This window comes from Thalassobacillus sp. C254 (assembly GCF_001310615.1).
This window is the reverse complement of the sequence record NZ_BAXQ01000006.1, coordinates 101,197-117,674: the sequence shown is the minus strand read 5'-3', so window position 1 is coordinate 117,674 and position 16,478 is coordinate 101,197. Positions and strand designations below refer to the sequence as shown.

Sequence of the window (16,478 nt, the reverse complement as noted above, 5' to 3'; positions counted from 1 at the left end):
TGTGTTTTCATTATTTTTACGGGATTTTAACCTTTTTTTATTGGAGCGAATTTAGCAAACAGCCTTTTAATTCCTTCTTTTGGAAAAGCAATATCAAGTTCAAGGTTCTCCCCTTCACCCTTTTTGCTTACCACGGTGCCAGTTCCCCATTTTTTGTGTTCCGCCTTATCGCCAACCTGCCAGTCAAATTCGTTTCCGCCTGTCGTCATCGTTGCAGGGCGTGAAGAGGCAGTTCGGCCTCCCTGTGGGCTGCTTCCTCCGCGGTTTCGTCCCATCAGCTCCTGGCCGGCACCTCTGCTTGTTTTCATCCAGGCAGGTGTCTCCTTTTTCTCCAACCCGTCCAGCAGTTCTTCAGGAAGCTCCTTAATAAAGCGTGACATTGGATTAGCCTGTGTACGTCCGTATAATTGGCGCATGTTTGCCCGCGTTAAATGCAGTTCCTGCTCTGCACGGGTAATTCCCACGTAGGCAAGACGTCTTTCCTCCTCCATCTCTTCTGCCTCAAACAGTGAGCGGTTATGGGGGAAAATTCCTTCTTCCATTCCTACGAGAAAGACAAGAGGAAATTCCAGACCTTTGGCAGAGTGAAGGGTCATCATTACAACTGCTTCATCTTCCTCTTCTTCATCCATTTGGTCAATGTCTGCTATTAGTGCAAGATCAGTTAAAAAAGAAATAAGGGATTTGTCATCATTATTCTTTTCAAAATCCTTCGTAACAGACATAAACTCTTCAATATTTTCTAAGCGGCTCTGAGATTCAAGGCTTTTATCTTCTTTTAACATATCCCTGTAACCTGTTTTTTCAATTAGTTCTTCAACCAATTCTGTCACTGATAAATAATCCTGCTGCTGGATCCAGTTGCCGACCTTATCAGCAAAATCTTTCAGCTTACTTGTCGTACGGGCATTAAGACCGATCTGCTCTGCCTCCTGCAAAGCAGAAAACATGGAAAGATCGTGAGCCATTGCATAAGCTGCAACCTTGTCTACGGTCGTCGCACCGATCCCGCGTTTTGGCACATTAATGATTCTTGCCAGGCTGATATCATCATCAGGTTAGCAACCAGGCGGAGATAGGCAAGAACATCCTTAATCTCTTTACGGTCGTAGAACTTTGTTCCGCCAATCATATTATAGTTAATGTTTGACTTTAAAAACATTTCCTCAATCACACGGGACTGGGCATTTGTCCGGTACAGTATGGCTACATCAGAATACTTAAGGCCTTTCTTTTGAACCGCTTGCTTGATCTGGTCGATAATGTAGACAGCTTCATCACGCTCGTCTGCCGCTTCAAAAAAGTAAAGGTTTTGCCCCTCATCATTATCCGTCCAGAGATTTTTGGGCTTGCGTCCGGTGTTGTTTTTGATCACTTCGTTCGCTGCCTGTAAAATCTTTTTCGTTGACCGGTAGTTTTGTTCAAGAAGAATCGTAACAGCTTCTTCATAATCCTCTTCAAAAGAAAGGATGTTTTGAATATCTGCTCCTCGCCAGCGGTAAATAGACTGGTCAGAATCCCCTACAACACAAATATTCCGGTAACGTTCAGCAATCATGTTCACTAATACATATTGGGCATTGTTTGTATCCTGGTACTCGTCTACGTGAATGTATTGAAATTTCCTCTGGTAAAATTCCAAAACTTCCGGCACCTGTTTGAACAGCTTAATTGTTGTCATAATCAAATCATCAAAGTCCAGAGAATGATTTTTCTTCAGACGCTTTTGATACTCTTTGTACACATCAGCTGCAATTTCCTCAAAAGGGCCATCGGCCTTTTCCGCAAATTTCTCAGGAGAATCCAGAATGTTCTTTGCCGAAGAAATAGCTCCAAGGAGGGAACGTGGTTCAAATTTCTTGGAATCAATATTTTGATCCTTTAAGATCTGCTTAATGACAGACAGCTGGTCTGAGCTGTCAAGGATGGAGAAGTTTCGATTGATTCCTATACGATCTGCATCTCTGCGTAAAATCCTTACACACATAGAGTGAAACGTAGACATCCATATATCTTCTGCTGTTCCTCCAACAAGCTGAGCTACTCTGTCTTTCATTTCTCTGGCAGCTTTATTCGTAAATGTCAGCGCCAGAATATTATATGGAGCTACCCCTTTTTCCCTTATGATGTAGGCAATGCGGTGAGTCAGAACTCTTGTCTTTCCGCTGCCCGCTCCTGCCATTATAAGTAACGGCCCATCTGTGTGCTTAACAGCACGTTTTTGTTCTGGATTCAATCCCGAAAGCATTTTTTCAATAATTTGCTGTTGCACAGTATCACCACCTCAAAACGTATGTTCGTGTAATTTTATTATACCTTCCCTTTTGGCATCCTTCAATTTTCTTTTACTTCTTTAACGGCTTTGACTGTTTTTAATGCCTGCCTGCTATTTTCATATATGATGTTGCCCACAACCACAGTATCTGCATAGGCAGCCATTTCCCTTGCCTGCTCAGGTGTTTTGATCCCGCCGCCATAAAACAAGCGGGCATGCTGCAGCGACTGTTTTGCCTTCTGGACAATTTCAGGATCTCCGTATTCCCCGCTGTATTCTACATAGAATACAGGGAGATTAAACATCTTATCAGCCATTAATGCGTAGGCTTCCACATCATCCGCGCTTAACTCCGTATCTGCTTGGGTAAGCTGAGCAGCTTTTGAACTCTTGTTTAAAATACAATAGCCTTCTGTAATGATCTCCTCCCAATTCATTAAATGGCCGAACTCCTTTAACGCCTGACGATGTAAACCTGTCACCCATTTTGTTTGGCCGGCATTTAATACTGACGGGATGAGAAAATAATCGAACCCTGGGGTCAACGCATCCAGGGCCGAGACCTCCAGTGCACAGGCAACGGAATACCTTCGTACTCTTGATAGAAGAGCCAGCGTGTTATCAAACGTAACATTATCACTGCCTCCGATAATAATAGCATCCGTGCCAGATTCACAAACCTTTTCTAACAGATCATCAGCTATTTCCTTGGCTGGATCAAGTTTAAATACATGTTTCCATTCATTATAGGAAAGCATTTATATCCTCCGACTGGTTATTGTTCTGTTCTTCAAACTCTGATTATATCAGAAAACAAAATGATCTCGAAATGGGTTCACCCCTATGATATGTGTCAAATTCTTTCCTTTTTTCATCTCAGCTTCAGCCTTCTTCTAACCTTCTGTATCCATCCACCTATCATCTATAAGACGGTAAAAATTTATTTCTTAAACAGGAGCTTTCGTACCCGTTTTCTAAAACGCTCATCCTTACCTTCCTTCTTGTTTTCATGTTCACTGCAAAGACTTTCCATGACAAGAAATTTAGGTTCATTTACAAGCTGTGGAAAGGGAGGGCGAACATTGTGAAAAGGTGATTCTCTGCCCAAAGCTTGACACCATACATGCACGGCCCATTTTGCCGTAACAGGTCTTATGTTTTCAGTCATAAGCTTTTCGGCTAAGGCCATAGCTTCCCCGTAAGTAATCCCACTATCTTGTTGGAGAACCCTCTCTGGAACCTCACAATTCAAGGCCAGAATCAACGCATAAATGTCCGTTCTATTTTCCCCGTATAACTCGGATAGAGCCTTTTTAAGATTATCTTCTTCTATACACCATGGCAGGCCAAAACGATTCACAAATTGACAAACAGATTCTTTCATGTAATCCTTCATTTTCGTCTCCTCAATTATTGTACTCAGCAGATCAAACGGAAAGATAAAGCCTGCATCTGTGTTACATTTGTTTTCCTTTACACAGACTCAAAAAGTCTAAATCATTTGATTTATTGGAATAGGATAAATATGAGAGAAGATTTATCAATCCCCTTTCATATGCACCTTCATTTCTGTAGGATAGAAGAAAACTTAAAGGGTGAATGCATGGTGGAGGAACATATATTACAAGAACGTTTAAATGCAGCCACTGGACGTAAAAAAGCAGAAATTGTTTTTAAAAATGTAAAAGTGGCTGATGTATTTAACAAAGAATGGAAAGAAACAGATGTAGCGGTGGAAAAAGGCAAAATTGTCGGGCTGGGTGCGTTTGAAGGTGAAACGGTGATAGATGGCAAAGGAAAGTACTTAAGTCCGGGATTTATTGACGGCCATGTTCATATGGAATCTTCTATGGTTGCTCCAGCAGAGCTGAGCAAAGTTCTTCTCAGTCATGGTGTTACATCTATTGTGACAGACCCCCATGAAATTGCCAATGTTTCTGGGACAGAAGGAATGCAGTACATGCTCGACGCCACGGAATCACTGCCTCTGCATGTCTTTTTTATGCTTCCTTCCTGCGTTCCTTCCACTGAATTTGAGAATTCCGGAGCTGTTCTAAAGGCTGAAGACCTCTCTCCTTTTTACAATCATAAAAGAGTGCTGGGCTTGGCTGAAGTCATGGATTTCCCTGCTGTCAGGAAGGGAAGGCCTGATATGATTGAGAAGCTTCTTGATGCCATTAATGGAAATAAGCCTATCGACGGCCATGCAGCAGGGCTGCAGCCGGAAGATATTAACACGTATCGCACGGCAGGCATTTCCACCGATCACGAAGCAGTTACAGAGGAAGAAGCGAAGGCCAGGCTTGAACGAGGCATGTGGCTTATGATTAGAGAAGGGTCAGCGGCTAAAGACCTAACCTCACTGATAGGGGTTGTGACAGAAAAAAATGCAAGCAGATGTTTATTTGTAACAGATGATAAGCACTTAGATGACCTGAAAAGAACCGGAAGCATAAATTACAACGTCCGGCTTGCAATAAAGGAGGGCATCGACTGTAACTGCTATTTCCATGGGGAGTTTTCATGCTGCTCAATGTTTCGGCTTAAAGGAAAAAGGTGCTGTAGCACCTGGATTTGATGCAGACCTTGTTTTGCTGAATGATCCCTACAAGCTCGACATCCATGAGGTGTACAGCTCAGGAAAACTGGTCGCAAAAGAGGGCGAGTACTGCGGGCCGGATCCAGTTCCGCATCCAGTTCCAAAAAATCTTACTGAAAGTGTTTCTCTTAAGCCTGTCACAGTAGAGGATTTAACAATCATGTTTAAGGAAAAGGAAGCAAAGGCTCATGTTATTGAAGTGAGACCCAATGCTATTCATACAAGACACGTAGTAGAAAAAGTGCCAGTAAACAATGGAGCTTTCATCTCAGATCACACGTATTTAAAGCTTGCTGTCATCGAAAGACACAATGCAACTGGAAATATAGGCAAAAGCATTGTAAAGGGAATGACTTTTACCGATGGGGCTATTGCATCTACTGTTGCTCATGATTCCCATAACCTTATGGTTTGCGGAGCAAATGATGAGGATATGATCGCAGCAATCGAACAAGTACAGCACCAAAAAGGCGGCATAGCAGTAGTAAAAGACAAAGCAAGTATTGCTTCTATTCCTCTTTCTATATCAGGCCTGATTTCTGACCAGCCTTCTCATGTGGTAATGAGGCAAATTGAAGAAGTAAACGATGCATTAAAGCAAATTGGATTTACTGGTCATTTTGACCCTCTGCTAACTCTTTCGTTTTTAGCACTTCCAGTTATTCCAGAGTTAAAAGTAACAGATAAGGGATTGTTTGACGTAAAGCAGTTTGACTTTCTAAATATTGAAGCTATTGAATAGCCCAGCCTCAGGCAGTGAAAGAGATGTAAACTCTCTTCACTGTCTTTTTTCTTCCTTTCATACTTCCCCACTTTTTCAAAACATTTACATCGTATGGAATGTATATTAACCTCCTTTGTGAAGTTTTTATGTTAGATAACCTCACATGAATGTACTATCTGCTTTTTTCCCGTGTTAGTGTAAGTACATAGAAATCAAAGGAGGCAGTAAAGCAATGAGACTACATAAGCTCAAAAACTTACCACCTCTGTTGTGGAAAACGGGCTCACCAACATCCAGACGGACCTGAAATCAAAATCCAATAAAACACCATGAGGCTAATTATTAAAAAAATTAATTTATATTCAACAAATGGAGGAAGATTATGTTAACACCAAGTACAGGATATTTAATTTTGCTAATATTCGGATTATTTTTCACCACTCTAACCATTGTCATGCATAAACGCAGAGGAAAGGAAATGACCGCAGAACAATTTAGTACTGCCGGCAGAAGTGTTGGTGTCGGCCTGGCAAGCGCTTCTATCATTGCGGCGTGGACGTGGGCAGCTACACTGATGATGTCGTCATCTACCGGCTTTCAATACGGAATCAGCGGTCCATACTGGTACGCAGCCGGTGCTTGTATCCAGGTCCTATTATTTGCTGTTGTAGCTCTTCACTTGAAACGAAAGGCACCAAAAGCTCACACGTTCTTGGAATTTATCGGAAAACGGTTTGATAAGAAAAATCATAAACTCATGATGGTGTTTGCCTCATGACAAATATTATTGTAACTGCCATGGTTATACTTGGCGGAGCGATTGCTTTAAATTCACTAACTGGGATGAATATTTACGCTGCTGCTTTCTTGATTCCGCTGACTTTCACCATTTATACAATGATCGGCGGTTTAAAAGCTTCTTTTATAGCAGACTACTTAAATACTGTAATGATATTTGTTATCTTAACGATTTTTGCAACTGTTGTTTATCTGAATTTTGGCGTATCTACTGTATACGAAGGACTCAGCTCACTTCCTGAGTCACAGCAGATGCTTACTATGGCCTCTATCCCTGGATTGTTTTTCGGGATGATCAATATTATCGGAAACTTTGGCGCGGTATTTGTTGACCAGTCTTACTGGCAGCGTGCTATAGCAAGTAAAGACAGCGCTGCTTCCAGAGCTTATATTTATGGCGGGATTGCATGGTTTTCCATCCCATTTGCGATTGCTACCTTCTTAGGGGTAAGTGCAGCAGGTCTAGGATTAAGCATAACTGATCCAGATGCCTCCGCTCCCCTCATGGCAGCTCATTTATTAGGTTCTGTCGGGTCAATTTTATTCTTAGTGATGTTGTTTATGGCTGTGATGTCTACTGGCGCAGCCGAACTTACAGCCATTACAAATATTGTCGTAACTGATATTTATCGTAAATCGATTAACCCAACGGCAAGCAGTAAACAAACATTAAAAGTATCACGTATCGTTACTCTTAGCTTTGGACTCTCTATGGGATTCCTGTCTATCTTACTTTTCAACATAGGAATAGGTTTAGGCTTTGTTTACATGGCTATGGGTATTTTTGTAAGTGGTGCCGTTATTCCATTAACGTTAGGACTGCTTTGGAAACGCGCAACCAACACAGGATGTTTTTACGGAGCATTGTTAGGGATGATTTCTGGTGTAACCGTATGGGTGACGACTGCTTACGTCTCTTATGGACAAGTCAGTGTTGCATCCTTGGGAGAACTCAATTCTATGCTGGCCGGTAATGTTACTGTATTTGCCGTAAGTGGAGCCATTTCTATAGGACATGCCTTGCTCTCTAAAGAAGAATTCGACTTTGAAGCGTTAAAAGATCAGTTTAAAAGCTTTGATGATGAAGTAGAAGAAGAAGGTGCACTTGAATCCGGTGCAAGGAAGGAAGTAGTCTAAGCATGGAAGAAGATAAGCAGTTATTAAGAGATGCTAAATTGTGTACAAGATGGGTATTCGGACTAACATTTGTGTTGATCATTCTTTTCCCAGGAATCATGTTTATTACAGGATATAATTACAGCCTGCAATTTTTCAAAGGGTGGACATACCTTGCGTTTGGCTGGCTGGTGATCGCAGGTCTCTATATAGCCATCCGGCCATGGGTGGAGTACTTCAAGGAAAACAAAAAAGCCTCTTAATGAAAGAAACGGGTCAGCCTCAAGCAGGAAAGCTTTTGAGACTGACCCTTTTTTCTGTTACCGAGGTACATACCATAAAACGAGCTCAGAGCAGCCATTGCTCTGAGCTCGTTTTGTTATCTTTGATACTCATTAATAATTTCTTTGACCTTCTCCTGCACGTGATTCATTTCTTTTTTCAGCTCAATCAGATCATTACTTAACCACCGAAAGTGCCATGCTCCCTCTTCTACTTCTGTCACTGCTCCCCTGGTTTTTGCAGCCGTTCCTAACAAGCTTTGAAATTCAGCCAGTGAGTTTCTATGTAATGAAGGAGAAACCGCCCAAATCGTTGCATAATAAACAAATGTATCAAAACCGCCTAGGCCCAGCTGCCTTTCATTCTCAGAGGGCGAATAAGAAAAACGGTCAAAACAAAGGAGCTCCTCATCTTTTGTAATTTCAAAAAGGGTATCTACTGCTTTGTACTGGAAGGACTCATCTTTATCCTTTCGCCCTGGTGCAAGGATATCTCCCCAAACCAAATGAGCACTGTCGTTCATATGCACTCTGGTCTCACTCAGAAATCTTGCATCCTGAAATGGAATAACAGACTCTGGAGCGTATTCTAAAAATGCATTCTCCCCTACCTCTACATGAAACCTCTGAGTGCTCCACAAGCCCTCTTTTTCAGGATAAACCTTTGTAGCTGACTGAGGGATCATGCGAACATGAGTATTCTCCCCTAAACGAAAACCAAAGTCGTTTTCATCCCCTGCTACCATTCCTCCAGAGGTTTCTACCAAATAAACCACAGCTTCTTCCTCGCTTTCTGGATAAAGAACTCTGCTGACTCTTAGAGGGGGATGCTGGTACACTTTGTTAAGGACAGTTTTGTTATTTTTTTGAATGAAGGACAAGGTGAGCTGTCCTTTTAGATTTAACCTCTCTTTAAGAGCCACTCTTTATTTCTCCACTCTTTTCAACATCTTCAAAGAGCAGGGAATGCTTGATCCATGAAATTACTTCCTCAATTCCCTCGGAGGTCTTTTGGTTCGTGAAAGTAAATGGACGCTCCCCTCTCGCTTCTTTTGCATCCTTTTCCATCTGGTCCAGGTCAACTCCTACATAAGGAGCAAGATCAATTTTATTGATGACTAGAAAATCAGAACGAGTAACACCAGGGCCGCCTTTTCTAGGAATGTCCTGACCTTCAGCTGTATCGATCACATAAATAAAGCCGTCTACAAGCTCAGGCTGAACGTAGCAGACAAATTATCTCCGCCGCTTTCCACAAAGATCATATCTAAATTGTTGAATCTGCTCTTTAAAGCATCAATGGCTTCAAAGTTCATAGAAGCATCTTCTCTAATGGCAGTGTGCGGGCAGCCCCCTGTTTCCACACCGATGATTCGGTCTTCTGATAACACCCCATGCTTGGCTAAGTACTGAGCATCCTCTTTTGTATATATATCGTTTGTAATAACCGCAAGTTCATAATCCTCATGAAGAGCTCTTGTCAGTGTCTGAACTAAAGCCGTTTTCCCGGAACCAACCGGCCCTCCAATACCAATTCTAACTGGTTTCATATTTCTACCTCCATATTATGAAATGAATAATCTTGTTCGTAATGTTTCATGTTCCATTGAAGCCAGTTCCAATCCAATAGCTTGGTTTCCTAGTTTCTCTAATGTAAAAGATTGAATTTCTCTGGCTGCTTCCGTGAAGATAGGGAGTAATTCATGAATGAGTTCAACTCCTGTACTTTGCCCTAAGGTACTGACCTGACCGCATTATGAATGAGCCCGCTGACTGAGGAGTAAAGGAAGGCACCAAGTGCTTCCTCCTTACTAAATCCCATAGTGGCTGCGTACGCCCCGTACACGATGGGATAATGCCCTTTTCTTTCCTTATCCTTCCACAAGGTTTCTAACTGAGCTAATTCTCCGTTTGGGTGCAACAGGCTGACAGCTTTAAAAAATTGCTTCCCCATCATCAGGCTGCCATCTCTGGACTCCTTGGCCAGCTTCATGCCATGACAAAGCTTTTCCAGCACCTCAACCTGCTCCCACTCCTTATGAAGAGTCTTCTCGTATGCTTCCTTTACTAACAATCCATCCCCAGTCAGAAGGTTGCCGTGAAGGTAAGAAAGGCAAAATTCCTTTAACGTCTTTTTATCTTTGACCAGGTCACTTTGAATATAGGTTTCCATTCCGAAAGACTGAGTGTACGAGCCAATAGGAAAAGCTGAATCATGTATTTGCATTAAATGAAGAAATTGATAAGTCATCTTAATGAGAGTGCCCTTTGTATTTAAATGGCTTTTGAAATCTTCTTTCTTCTTCCCGGTAATTTACACCGGCATCTTCAAATAGGACAGGCAGCGTGGAATCATAGCGGACAACAATTTCATTATCCTCTATGATGCATGGTGTATGTCTGTTCCCTAATTCAAAAGCAGCCTTTCCCATTTCAACCATGGTTTGAGGAGTAACTACATACACCTTTTCAAGAGAGGTACGGACAACAACCTGCACCTGTTCGTCTTCATACAAAATGTCACCGACCTGCAGGTTTTCCCCTTCTTCTAAGGCAATGGCTACATCTCTTCCTTCGGATGTCTTTTTTCTAATAATTCGTTTGCTAAGCTCTTCCCAGTCCAGCTCCAGCCACTCCTGGCTTTTTCCGCTGCTACTCTTTTCAGAAATGTTTCCCAATGTTTTTTGTACATACATAGCTGTCACCCTTCACCTTTTAAAATAAGAAATAACGCTGGGCCATTGAAACTTCTTTTAACGGCTCACATTCTATTTTTTCGTTGTTGACAAGTACTTCATAGGTTTCTGGATTAATGGAAAGTTCCGGGGTCTCTGTGTTGTTTTTCATGTCTTTCTTACCGATATCCCTGCATCCTTTTACTACCCCGATTTTCTTATTAAGTCCCAGCTTTTCATGAACACCATTGTCATAAGCACTTTGGGAGAGGAACGTAAAAGTGGAGCGGCTTAATGCTCTTCCATAGCTTGCGAACATCGGGCGCTGAAAAACAGGCTGAGGAGTTGGGATAGATGCATTAGGATCTCCCATTTGCGCATGAGCAATATGACCGCCTTTGATGATAATTTCGGGTTTCACCCCAAAAAAGGCAGGGTTCCACAACACAAGATCAGCCCACTTTCCATTCTCTATTGATCCTACTTCGTGGCTGATGCCATGGGTAATCGCAGGATTAATTGTGTATTTGGCAATGTATCTTTTTGCACGTTCGTTGTCATTAGTTTGTCCTTCTGTAAGCAAACCTCTTTGCTTCTTCATTTTATCGGCTGTCTGCCATGTACGTATGATTACTTCACCAACTCTGCCCATTGCTTGAGAATCGGAAGAAATCATACTGAGAACACCAAGGTCGTGAAGGATGTCTTCTGCTGCAATGGTTTCCGGACGTATCCTTGAGTCTGCAAAAGCTACATCCTCCGGAACATTATGATCAAGATGGTGGCAAACCATTAACATATCCAGATGTTCATCGATCGTGTTATGAGTAAAGGGACGAGTCGGGTTAGTGGAAGAAGGCAAAACATTCGGATAGGCTGCAATTTTCATGATATCAGGGGCATGTCCCCCTCCTGCTCCTTCCGTGTGATATGTATGAATCACTCTGTCCCCAATAGCATTAATCGTATCTTCTACAAATCCTGCCTCGTTAAGAGTATCCGTGTGAATCGCCACTTGGACATCAAGTTCATCAGCCACTGACAAGCAGGTATCAATGGCAGCGGGCGTAGTTCCCCAATCTTCATGAAGCTTCAAGCCTATGGCCCCTGCCTTCACTTGCTCTCGAAGCGTTTCCTTGCCAGAACCATTCCCTTTCCCTAAGAACCCTAAGTTAACTGGAAAGGCCTCAGCTGCTTCAAGCATTCTGTGGATGTTCCACTCACCCGGCGTGCATGTTGTAGCATTCGTCCCCGTTGCCGGACCGGTTCCTCCGCCTATCATTGTGGTCACTCCAGAAGAAATCGCTACCTCAATTTGCTGAGGCTGATGAAATGAATGTGGGCATCAATGCCTCCTGCTGTTAAAATCTGTCCTTCGCCGGCAATCACTTCGGTAGAGGGACCAACAATCATATTAACGTCCACTCCATCCATAATGTCCGGATTTCCACCTTTACCGATTCCTTCAATTCGCCCATTCTTTATGCCGACATCAGCTTTATAAATCCCTGTGTAATCAAGAATTAAAGCATTTGTAATAATAAGGTCAAGGACCCTTCTTCTCTTGTTCTCACACCATTTTGACCCATGCCGTCACGGAGGACTTTCCCGCCGCCGAATTTAGCTTCGTCTCCGTAGGTAGTGTAGTCCTTTTCAACTTCAATCCATAAATTTGTGTCAGCCAGGCGGACCTGGTCACCTGTCGTCGGCCCATAGGTCCCGGCATATTGTTTTCTGGATATTTTCATTATTACACTCCTTTGAACCCATTTTCTTTCGCTTTCTGCACCGCCTCTTTAGACTTATCAAGGTCTCCCTCTGTTAAGGCATTTAACCCGAAAAATCTCTTATTACCTCCGCATTCCACTAATTCAACTTCTTTTTCTTCCCCGGGCTCAAACCTGACGGCTGTCCCTGATGCTACATTTAAACGCATTCCAAACGCTTCATCTCTGGGAAAAGATAAAAATCTATTCGCTTCGAAAAAATGATAATGAGAGCCCACTTGAATCGGGCGGTCTCCCGTATTGCTAACCCTTATGGTTTTTACCTTCCTGCCTTGGTTAATTTCAATAAAACCTTCCTCTGTACGAATTTCGCCAGGTTTCATACCACCATTCTCCTTTTTTATATGATTGGATTATGAACGGTTACTAATTTCACGCCGTCAGGGAAGGTCGCTTCAACCTGAACATTATCTATCATTTCTGGCACGCCTTCCATAACATCCTCGCTTGTAAGAACCTCTTTTCCGGTACTCATTAGCTCTGCGACTGTTCTCCCATCCCTGGCCCCTTCTAAGATGAAAGAACTAATCATGGCTACAGCCTCAGGATAATTTAGCTTTACCCCTCTATCCTTTCTTTTTTGAGCCAGCTCTCCAGCCATGAAAATCATCAGCTTCTCTTGTTCTATTGGTGACAATTTCATTTCCTTCACCCTCTCTTTTCATGAATATATAGTATCGAACTTTTATGTAAGAAAACTTACCTCAATTGCGTTAACTAAATTCACTTCCCTACTATAAATTTTACTGTATTTTGAAATAACAAGTAAACCTATATATTAAATATTTTGATAAATAATCTAACCTAAATACACTTTTCTTCAATAACCCATGGTAATTTAAAAATGTGCTAATTTTCACACTATTTTACATATGGATGGAGGCGTGTGTAGTTGAAGAAAGCAAACAAACCTTTGGTCATGCTTTGCCTTGCATTACTCCTTGCTGTTTTATTAACAGCATGTGCAGAGAACACCGATTCCTCTGCTGACGAAGCGGAAGGTGCAGATCCGGTACCAGAAGCAGGTGATGTTGAAGATTCAAGTACAGAGGACATTCCTGAAGCCGGAGAAGAAGTAGTCGTTGAGGACGATCAAATTCCCGTCGGCATCCTTCATTCCCTCAGCGGGACAATGGCTATGAGCGAAACATCATTAAGGGATGCAGAGCTCCTTGCTATTGAAGAAATAAATGAAGCAGGCGGCGTCCTCGGTAAAGAGCTTGTCCCTATTATTGAAGATGGAGCCTCAGACTGGCCAACCTTCTCGGAACGGACAGCTAAACTCTTACAGCAAGATGAGGTTCCTATTATCTTTGGAGGCTGGACTTCCGCCAGCCGCAAGGCAATGCTTCCTGTAGTTGAAGAAAATGACGGGTTATTGTTTTACCCGGTGCAATATGAGGGCATGGAAGCTTCACCTAACATTTTCTACTCCGGTGCAGCCCCTAACCAGCAGATCGTTCCTGCAGTAGAATGGCTCCTTGAAAACGAAGGGACAGAATTCTTTCTTTTAGGTTCTGATTATGTCTTTCCTCGCTTGGCAAACCAAATTATTACGCTTCAATTAGAAGCACAGGGAGGGACTGTTCTTGATGAACAGTACACCCCGCTCGGCCACACCGATTACAACACGATCATCTCAAGAATCCGCGACGAACAGCCGGAAGTTATCTTTAACACACTGAACGGTGACAGTAATGTGGCCTTCTTTAACCAGCTTGCCGATGCAGGTATTACCTCAGAGGATGTAACTATCATGTCTGTAAGTGTCGCTGAAGAAGAAATCCGTGGAATTGGGGCAGATGTCCTTGAAGGTCACTATGCGAGCTGGAACTATTATCAAACGACGGATACCCCGGAAAATGAAGCATTCGTCGAGAAGTACAAAGAAGCTTACGGAGAGGACAGAGTAACTGGAGATCCTATTGAGGCCGCTTACTTCATGGTTCATTTGTGGGCGGCAGCAGTAGAAGAAGCTGGCACGACAGACGTGGACGCTGTCCGTGAAGCCGCTGCCGGAATTGAAATCGATGCTCCGGGAGGTCCGATACAGTTTGATGGAGAAAATCAGCACGTCTATAAAACTGTTCGAATCGGCGAAATTCAAGCTGACGGTCAATTTGAGGAAATATGGAATTCAGGAGAGCCTGTAAAGCCTGATCCATTCCTGGAAAATTATGAGTGGGCAGAGGGATTAAGTGATTTCGTGCCGGAAGAAGAATAAGCAGACGAAAATGGTAGCCTTGGTGAATGCCAGGGCTACTTACCTTCTATTTACCTTAAGAAGGAGGTTTTACTATTGGAAAGCTACTTAATACAAATATTTAACGGCCTGAGTCTCGGTTCTATCCTTCTTCTTATCGCCCTTGGCCTGGCAATTACGTTTGGTTTGATGAACGTTATTAATATGGCACATGGAGAGTTAATTATGATAGGAGCCTATTCAGCCTATATGGTTCAAATGTTTTTTATCACATACGTCCCTGCTCATCTCTTTGACTGGTATTTCATCCTGGCGATTCCTTTTGCATTTCTTCTTGCTGCAGGAATAGGCTTGCTCCTGGAACTCACTGTCATAAGGCACTTGTACGGAAGGCCTTTAGACAGTCTCCTCGCCACGTTTGGTGCAGGCCTTATTTTGCAGCAGGCAGCCAGAACGATATTTGGAGCTCCCAATGTAGGGGTGGAAAATCCAAGCTTCCTCACTGGCGGTATCCAAATATTGTCTGTCACCTTACCCTATTCGCGGTTATTTATTATTTTATTGGTGGCTTCCTGCACTTTTCTTCTTTACCTCTATTTTTACAAGACATCAAATGGCCGCCGCATTCGGGCAGTGATGCAAAATAGAGACATGGCTAAATGCGTAGGAGTCTCCTCTCGCAGAATTGACGCCACGACCTTTGCCTTAGGAGCAGGGTTTGCTGGTGTGGCAGGTACGGCTCTTTCATTAATTGGTCCTGTCGGTCCAACCATAGGTACCTATTATATTATTGATGCTTTCATGGTGGTAGTTGTAGCGGTGTCGGTATGCTTGCCGGAACCATCGCAGGAGCTTTCGGGATCGGGATTTTCAACACACTATTTGAATACTGGACGAATGCTTCACTGGGAAAAGTACTAATTTTTGCTCTTATTATTGCCTTTCTTCAATGGAAACCGTCCGGAATTTTTTCACTTCGCACGAGATCCGTTGACTAATACCAAAAAAGGAGAAGTTTCTTATGCAACAATCACTTGTGAAGATGCTCGTCAGCAAACAAGGCATGTTCTTAATTCTAGTCCTTGCCCTGCTGCTGGCTCCCCTTTTCTTATCCGATTTCCGTCTGAATCTCCTTGGCCGCTTTTTAGCATTAGCTATTTTGGTAATTGGCCTGGATCTTCTGTGGGGCTACACCGGTATCTTAAGCTTAGGTCATGGTATCTTCTTTGGACTAGGAGCCTATATTATGGCGATGTATCTCTTGCTGGAATCAGCTTCTTCCAGCGTCCCTGATTTCATGATGTGGAGTGGTATTCTGGAGCTCCCCTGGTTCTGGTCGATTATGGAAAATCCTTTTATCGCTATCCCGCTGGCCATAATAGTACCTATGCTCTTAGCTGGAGCCCTGGGCCTATTTACCTTTCGTAATAGAATTAGAGGAGTTTATTTCACAATTCTTACTCAAGCTCTTGTGCTGGTGACAACTACGTTAATTGTCAGCCAGCAAAACTATACAGGAGGCACTAACGGGCTTACAGGCTTTCATACCGTTTTTGGATTTTCCTTAAACCAGGCATCCACTCAGCAAGCCATTTACTTTATTACAATCGCCTGCCTCGTCGTTGTCTTTTTCCTTTGTTCCAAACTGGTAAACAGTCGTCTTGGAAAAGTTTTAATAGCTATCCGTGATGGCGAAAATCGCCTTCGCTACTCAGGCTACGACGCCTCTGTGTTTAAGATTTTTGTCTTCTCTCTCTCTGCCGGGATAGCTGGCCTGGCAGGAATGTTATTTGTTCTACAAGTTGGTATTATTTCACCAACCATGATCGGGATTGTGCCATCTATTGAAATGATTCTTTGGGTTGCTCTTGGGGGCAGAGGAACACTTATCGGTCCCGTGATAGGTGCTATCATTACTAACTCTGCAAGTACTTTTTTCAGTGAATCCTATCCTGATTTCTGGCTGTTCTTTATCGGCGCTGTTTTTGTCTTAATTGTTGTGTTTTTGCCAGGAGGATTA

Annotated in this window: 11 protein-coding genes and 6 pseudogenes; 7 read left to right on the top strand and 10 right to left on the bottom strand. The window is 42.8% G+C overall.

Annotation, left to right across the window (positions count from 1 at the left end; genetic code table 11):
• Positions 1-26: 26 nt before the first annotated feature.
• From pcrA to JCM19033_RS08345, 3 genes and pseudogenes are all read right to left on the bottom strand, one after another.
• A pseudogene (gene pcrA / locus JCM19033_RS08355) lies at positions 27-2,248 on the bottom strand (DNA helicase PcrA).
• A gap of 86 nt (positions 2,249-2,334) precedes the next feature.
• Positions 2,335-3,033, bottom strand: coding sequence for a heptaprenylglyceryl phosphate synthase (locus tag JCM19033_RS08350; RefSeq protein WP_054635968.1), 699 nt, complete (start codon positions 3,031-3,033; stop codon positions 2,335-2,337).
• A 182-nt stretch (positions 3,034-3,215) separates the two neighbouring features.
• The gene (locus JCM19033_RS08345) at positions 3,216-3,671 is read right to left on the bottom strand and encodes a hypothetical protein (protein WP_054635967.1); all 456 of its coding nucleotides are present in this window, start codon (positions 3,669-3,671) and stop codon (positions 3,216-3,218) included.
• Positions 3,672-3,881: 210 nt separating this feature from the next.
• Here JCM19033_RS08345 and ade point away from each other — a divergent pair.
• The 4 genes and pseudogenes from ade (at position 3,882) to JCM19033_RS08330 (ending at position 7,775) form a co-directional block, all read left to right on the top strand.
• Positions 3,882-5,616, top strand: a pseudogene (gene ade, locus JCM19033_RS08340) (adenine deaminase).
• Between the two features lie 364 nt (positions 5,617-5,980).
• On the top strand, positions 5,981-6,376 hold the full coding sequence (locus JCM19033_RS25390) for a hypothetical protein (RefSeq protein WP_269758076.1): 396 nt from the start codon (positions 5,981-5,983) through the stop codon (positions 6,374-6,376).
• Complete coding sequence (locus JCM19033_RS08335) at positions 6,373-7,533, top strand: sodium:solute symporter family protein (protein WP_269758075.1); 1,161 nt, start codon at positions 6,373-6,375, stop codon at positions 7,531-7,533. Before JCM19033_RS25390 ends, JCM19033_RS08335 begins: the two co-directional genes overlap by 4 nt.
• A gap of 2 nt (positions 7,534-7,535) precedes the next feature.
• Positions 7,536-7,775, top strand: a complete 240-nt coding sequence (locus JCM19033_RS08330; protein WP_054635966.1) for a hypothetical protein — start codon at positions 7,536-7,538, stop codon at positions 7,773-7,775.
• Between the two features lie 116 nt (positions 7,776-7,891).
• Here the strand turns inward: JCM19033_RS08330 and JCM19033_RS08325 are convergent, their stop codons facing one another.
• From JCM19033_RS08325 to ureA, 7 genes and pseudogenes are all read right to left on the bottom strand, one after another.
• Complete coding sequence (locus JCM19033_RS08325; RefSeq protein WP_054635965.1) at positions 7,892-8,716, bottom strand: urease accessory protein UreD; 825 nt, start codon at positions 8,714-8,716, stop codon at positions 7,892-7,894.
• Positions 8,706-9,343, bottom strand: a pseudogene (gene ureG / locus JCM19033_RS08320) (urease accessory protein UreG). Before ureG ends, JCM19033_RS08325 begins: the two are co-directional and overlap by 11 nt.
• A gap of 182 nt (positions 9,344-9,525) precedes the next feature.
• Positions 9,526-10,044 (bottom strand): urease accessory protein UreF, encoded by a 519-nt coding sequence (locus tag JCM19033_RS08315; RefSeq protein WP_269758074.1) that lies wholly within the window; start codon positions 10,042-10,044, stop codon positions 9,526-9,528.
• Between the two features lies 1 nt (position 10,045).
• Positions 10,046-10,489, bottom strand: a complete 444-nt coding sequence (locus JCM19033_RS08310; RefSeq protein WP_054635964.1) for an urease accessory protein UreE — start codon at positions 10,487-10,489, stop codon at positions 10,046-10,048.
• 19 nt (positions 10,490-10,508) lie between these two features.
• A pseudogene (ureC, locus tag JCM19033_RS08305) lies at positions 10,509-12,216 on the bottom strand (urease subunit alpha).
• Positions 12,217-12,218: 2 nt separating this feature from the next.
• Positions 12,219-12,578 (bottom strand): urease subunit beta, encoded by a 360-nt coding sequence (ureB, locus tag JCM19033_RS08300; RefSeq protein ID WP_054635963.1) that lies wholly within the window; start codon positions 12,576-12,578, stop codon positions 12,219-12,221.
• Positions 12,579-12,595: 17 nt separating this feature from the next.
• On the bottom strand, positions 12,596-12,898 hold the full coding sequence (ureA, locus tag JCM19033_RS08295; protein WP_054635962.1) for an urease subunit gamma: 303 nt from the start codon (positions 12,896-12,898) through the stop codon (positions 12,596-12,598).
• A 276-nt stretch (positions 12,899-13,174) separates the two neighbouring features.
• On the opposite strand from ureA, the gene urtA reads away from it, so the two are divergent.
• The 3 genes and pseudogenes from urtA to urtC all read left to right on the top strand — a co-directional run.
• Entirely contained in the window at positions 13,175-14,479 is a 1,305-nt protein-coding gene (gene urtA, locus JCM19033_RS08290) for an urea ABC transporter substrate-binding protein (RefSeq protein WP_083465344.1), read from the top strand.
• A gap of 75 nt (positions 14,480-14,554) precedes the next feature.
• Positions 14,555-15,456 (top strand): annotated as a pseudogene (gene urtB, locus JCM19033_RS08285) (urea ABC transporter permease subunit UrtB).
• Positions 15,457-15,479: 23 nt separating this feature from the next.
• Positions 15,480-16,475, top strand: a pseudogene (gene urtC, locus JCM19033_RS24185) (urea ABC transporter permease subunit UrtC); the annotation flags it as partial.
• Positions 16,476-16,478: the final 3 nt, after the last annotated feature.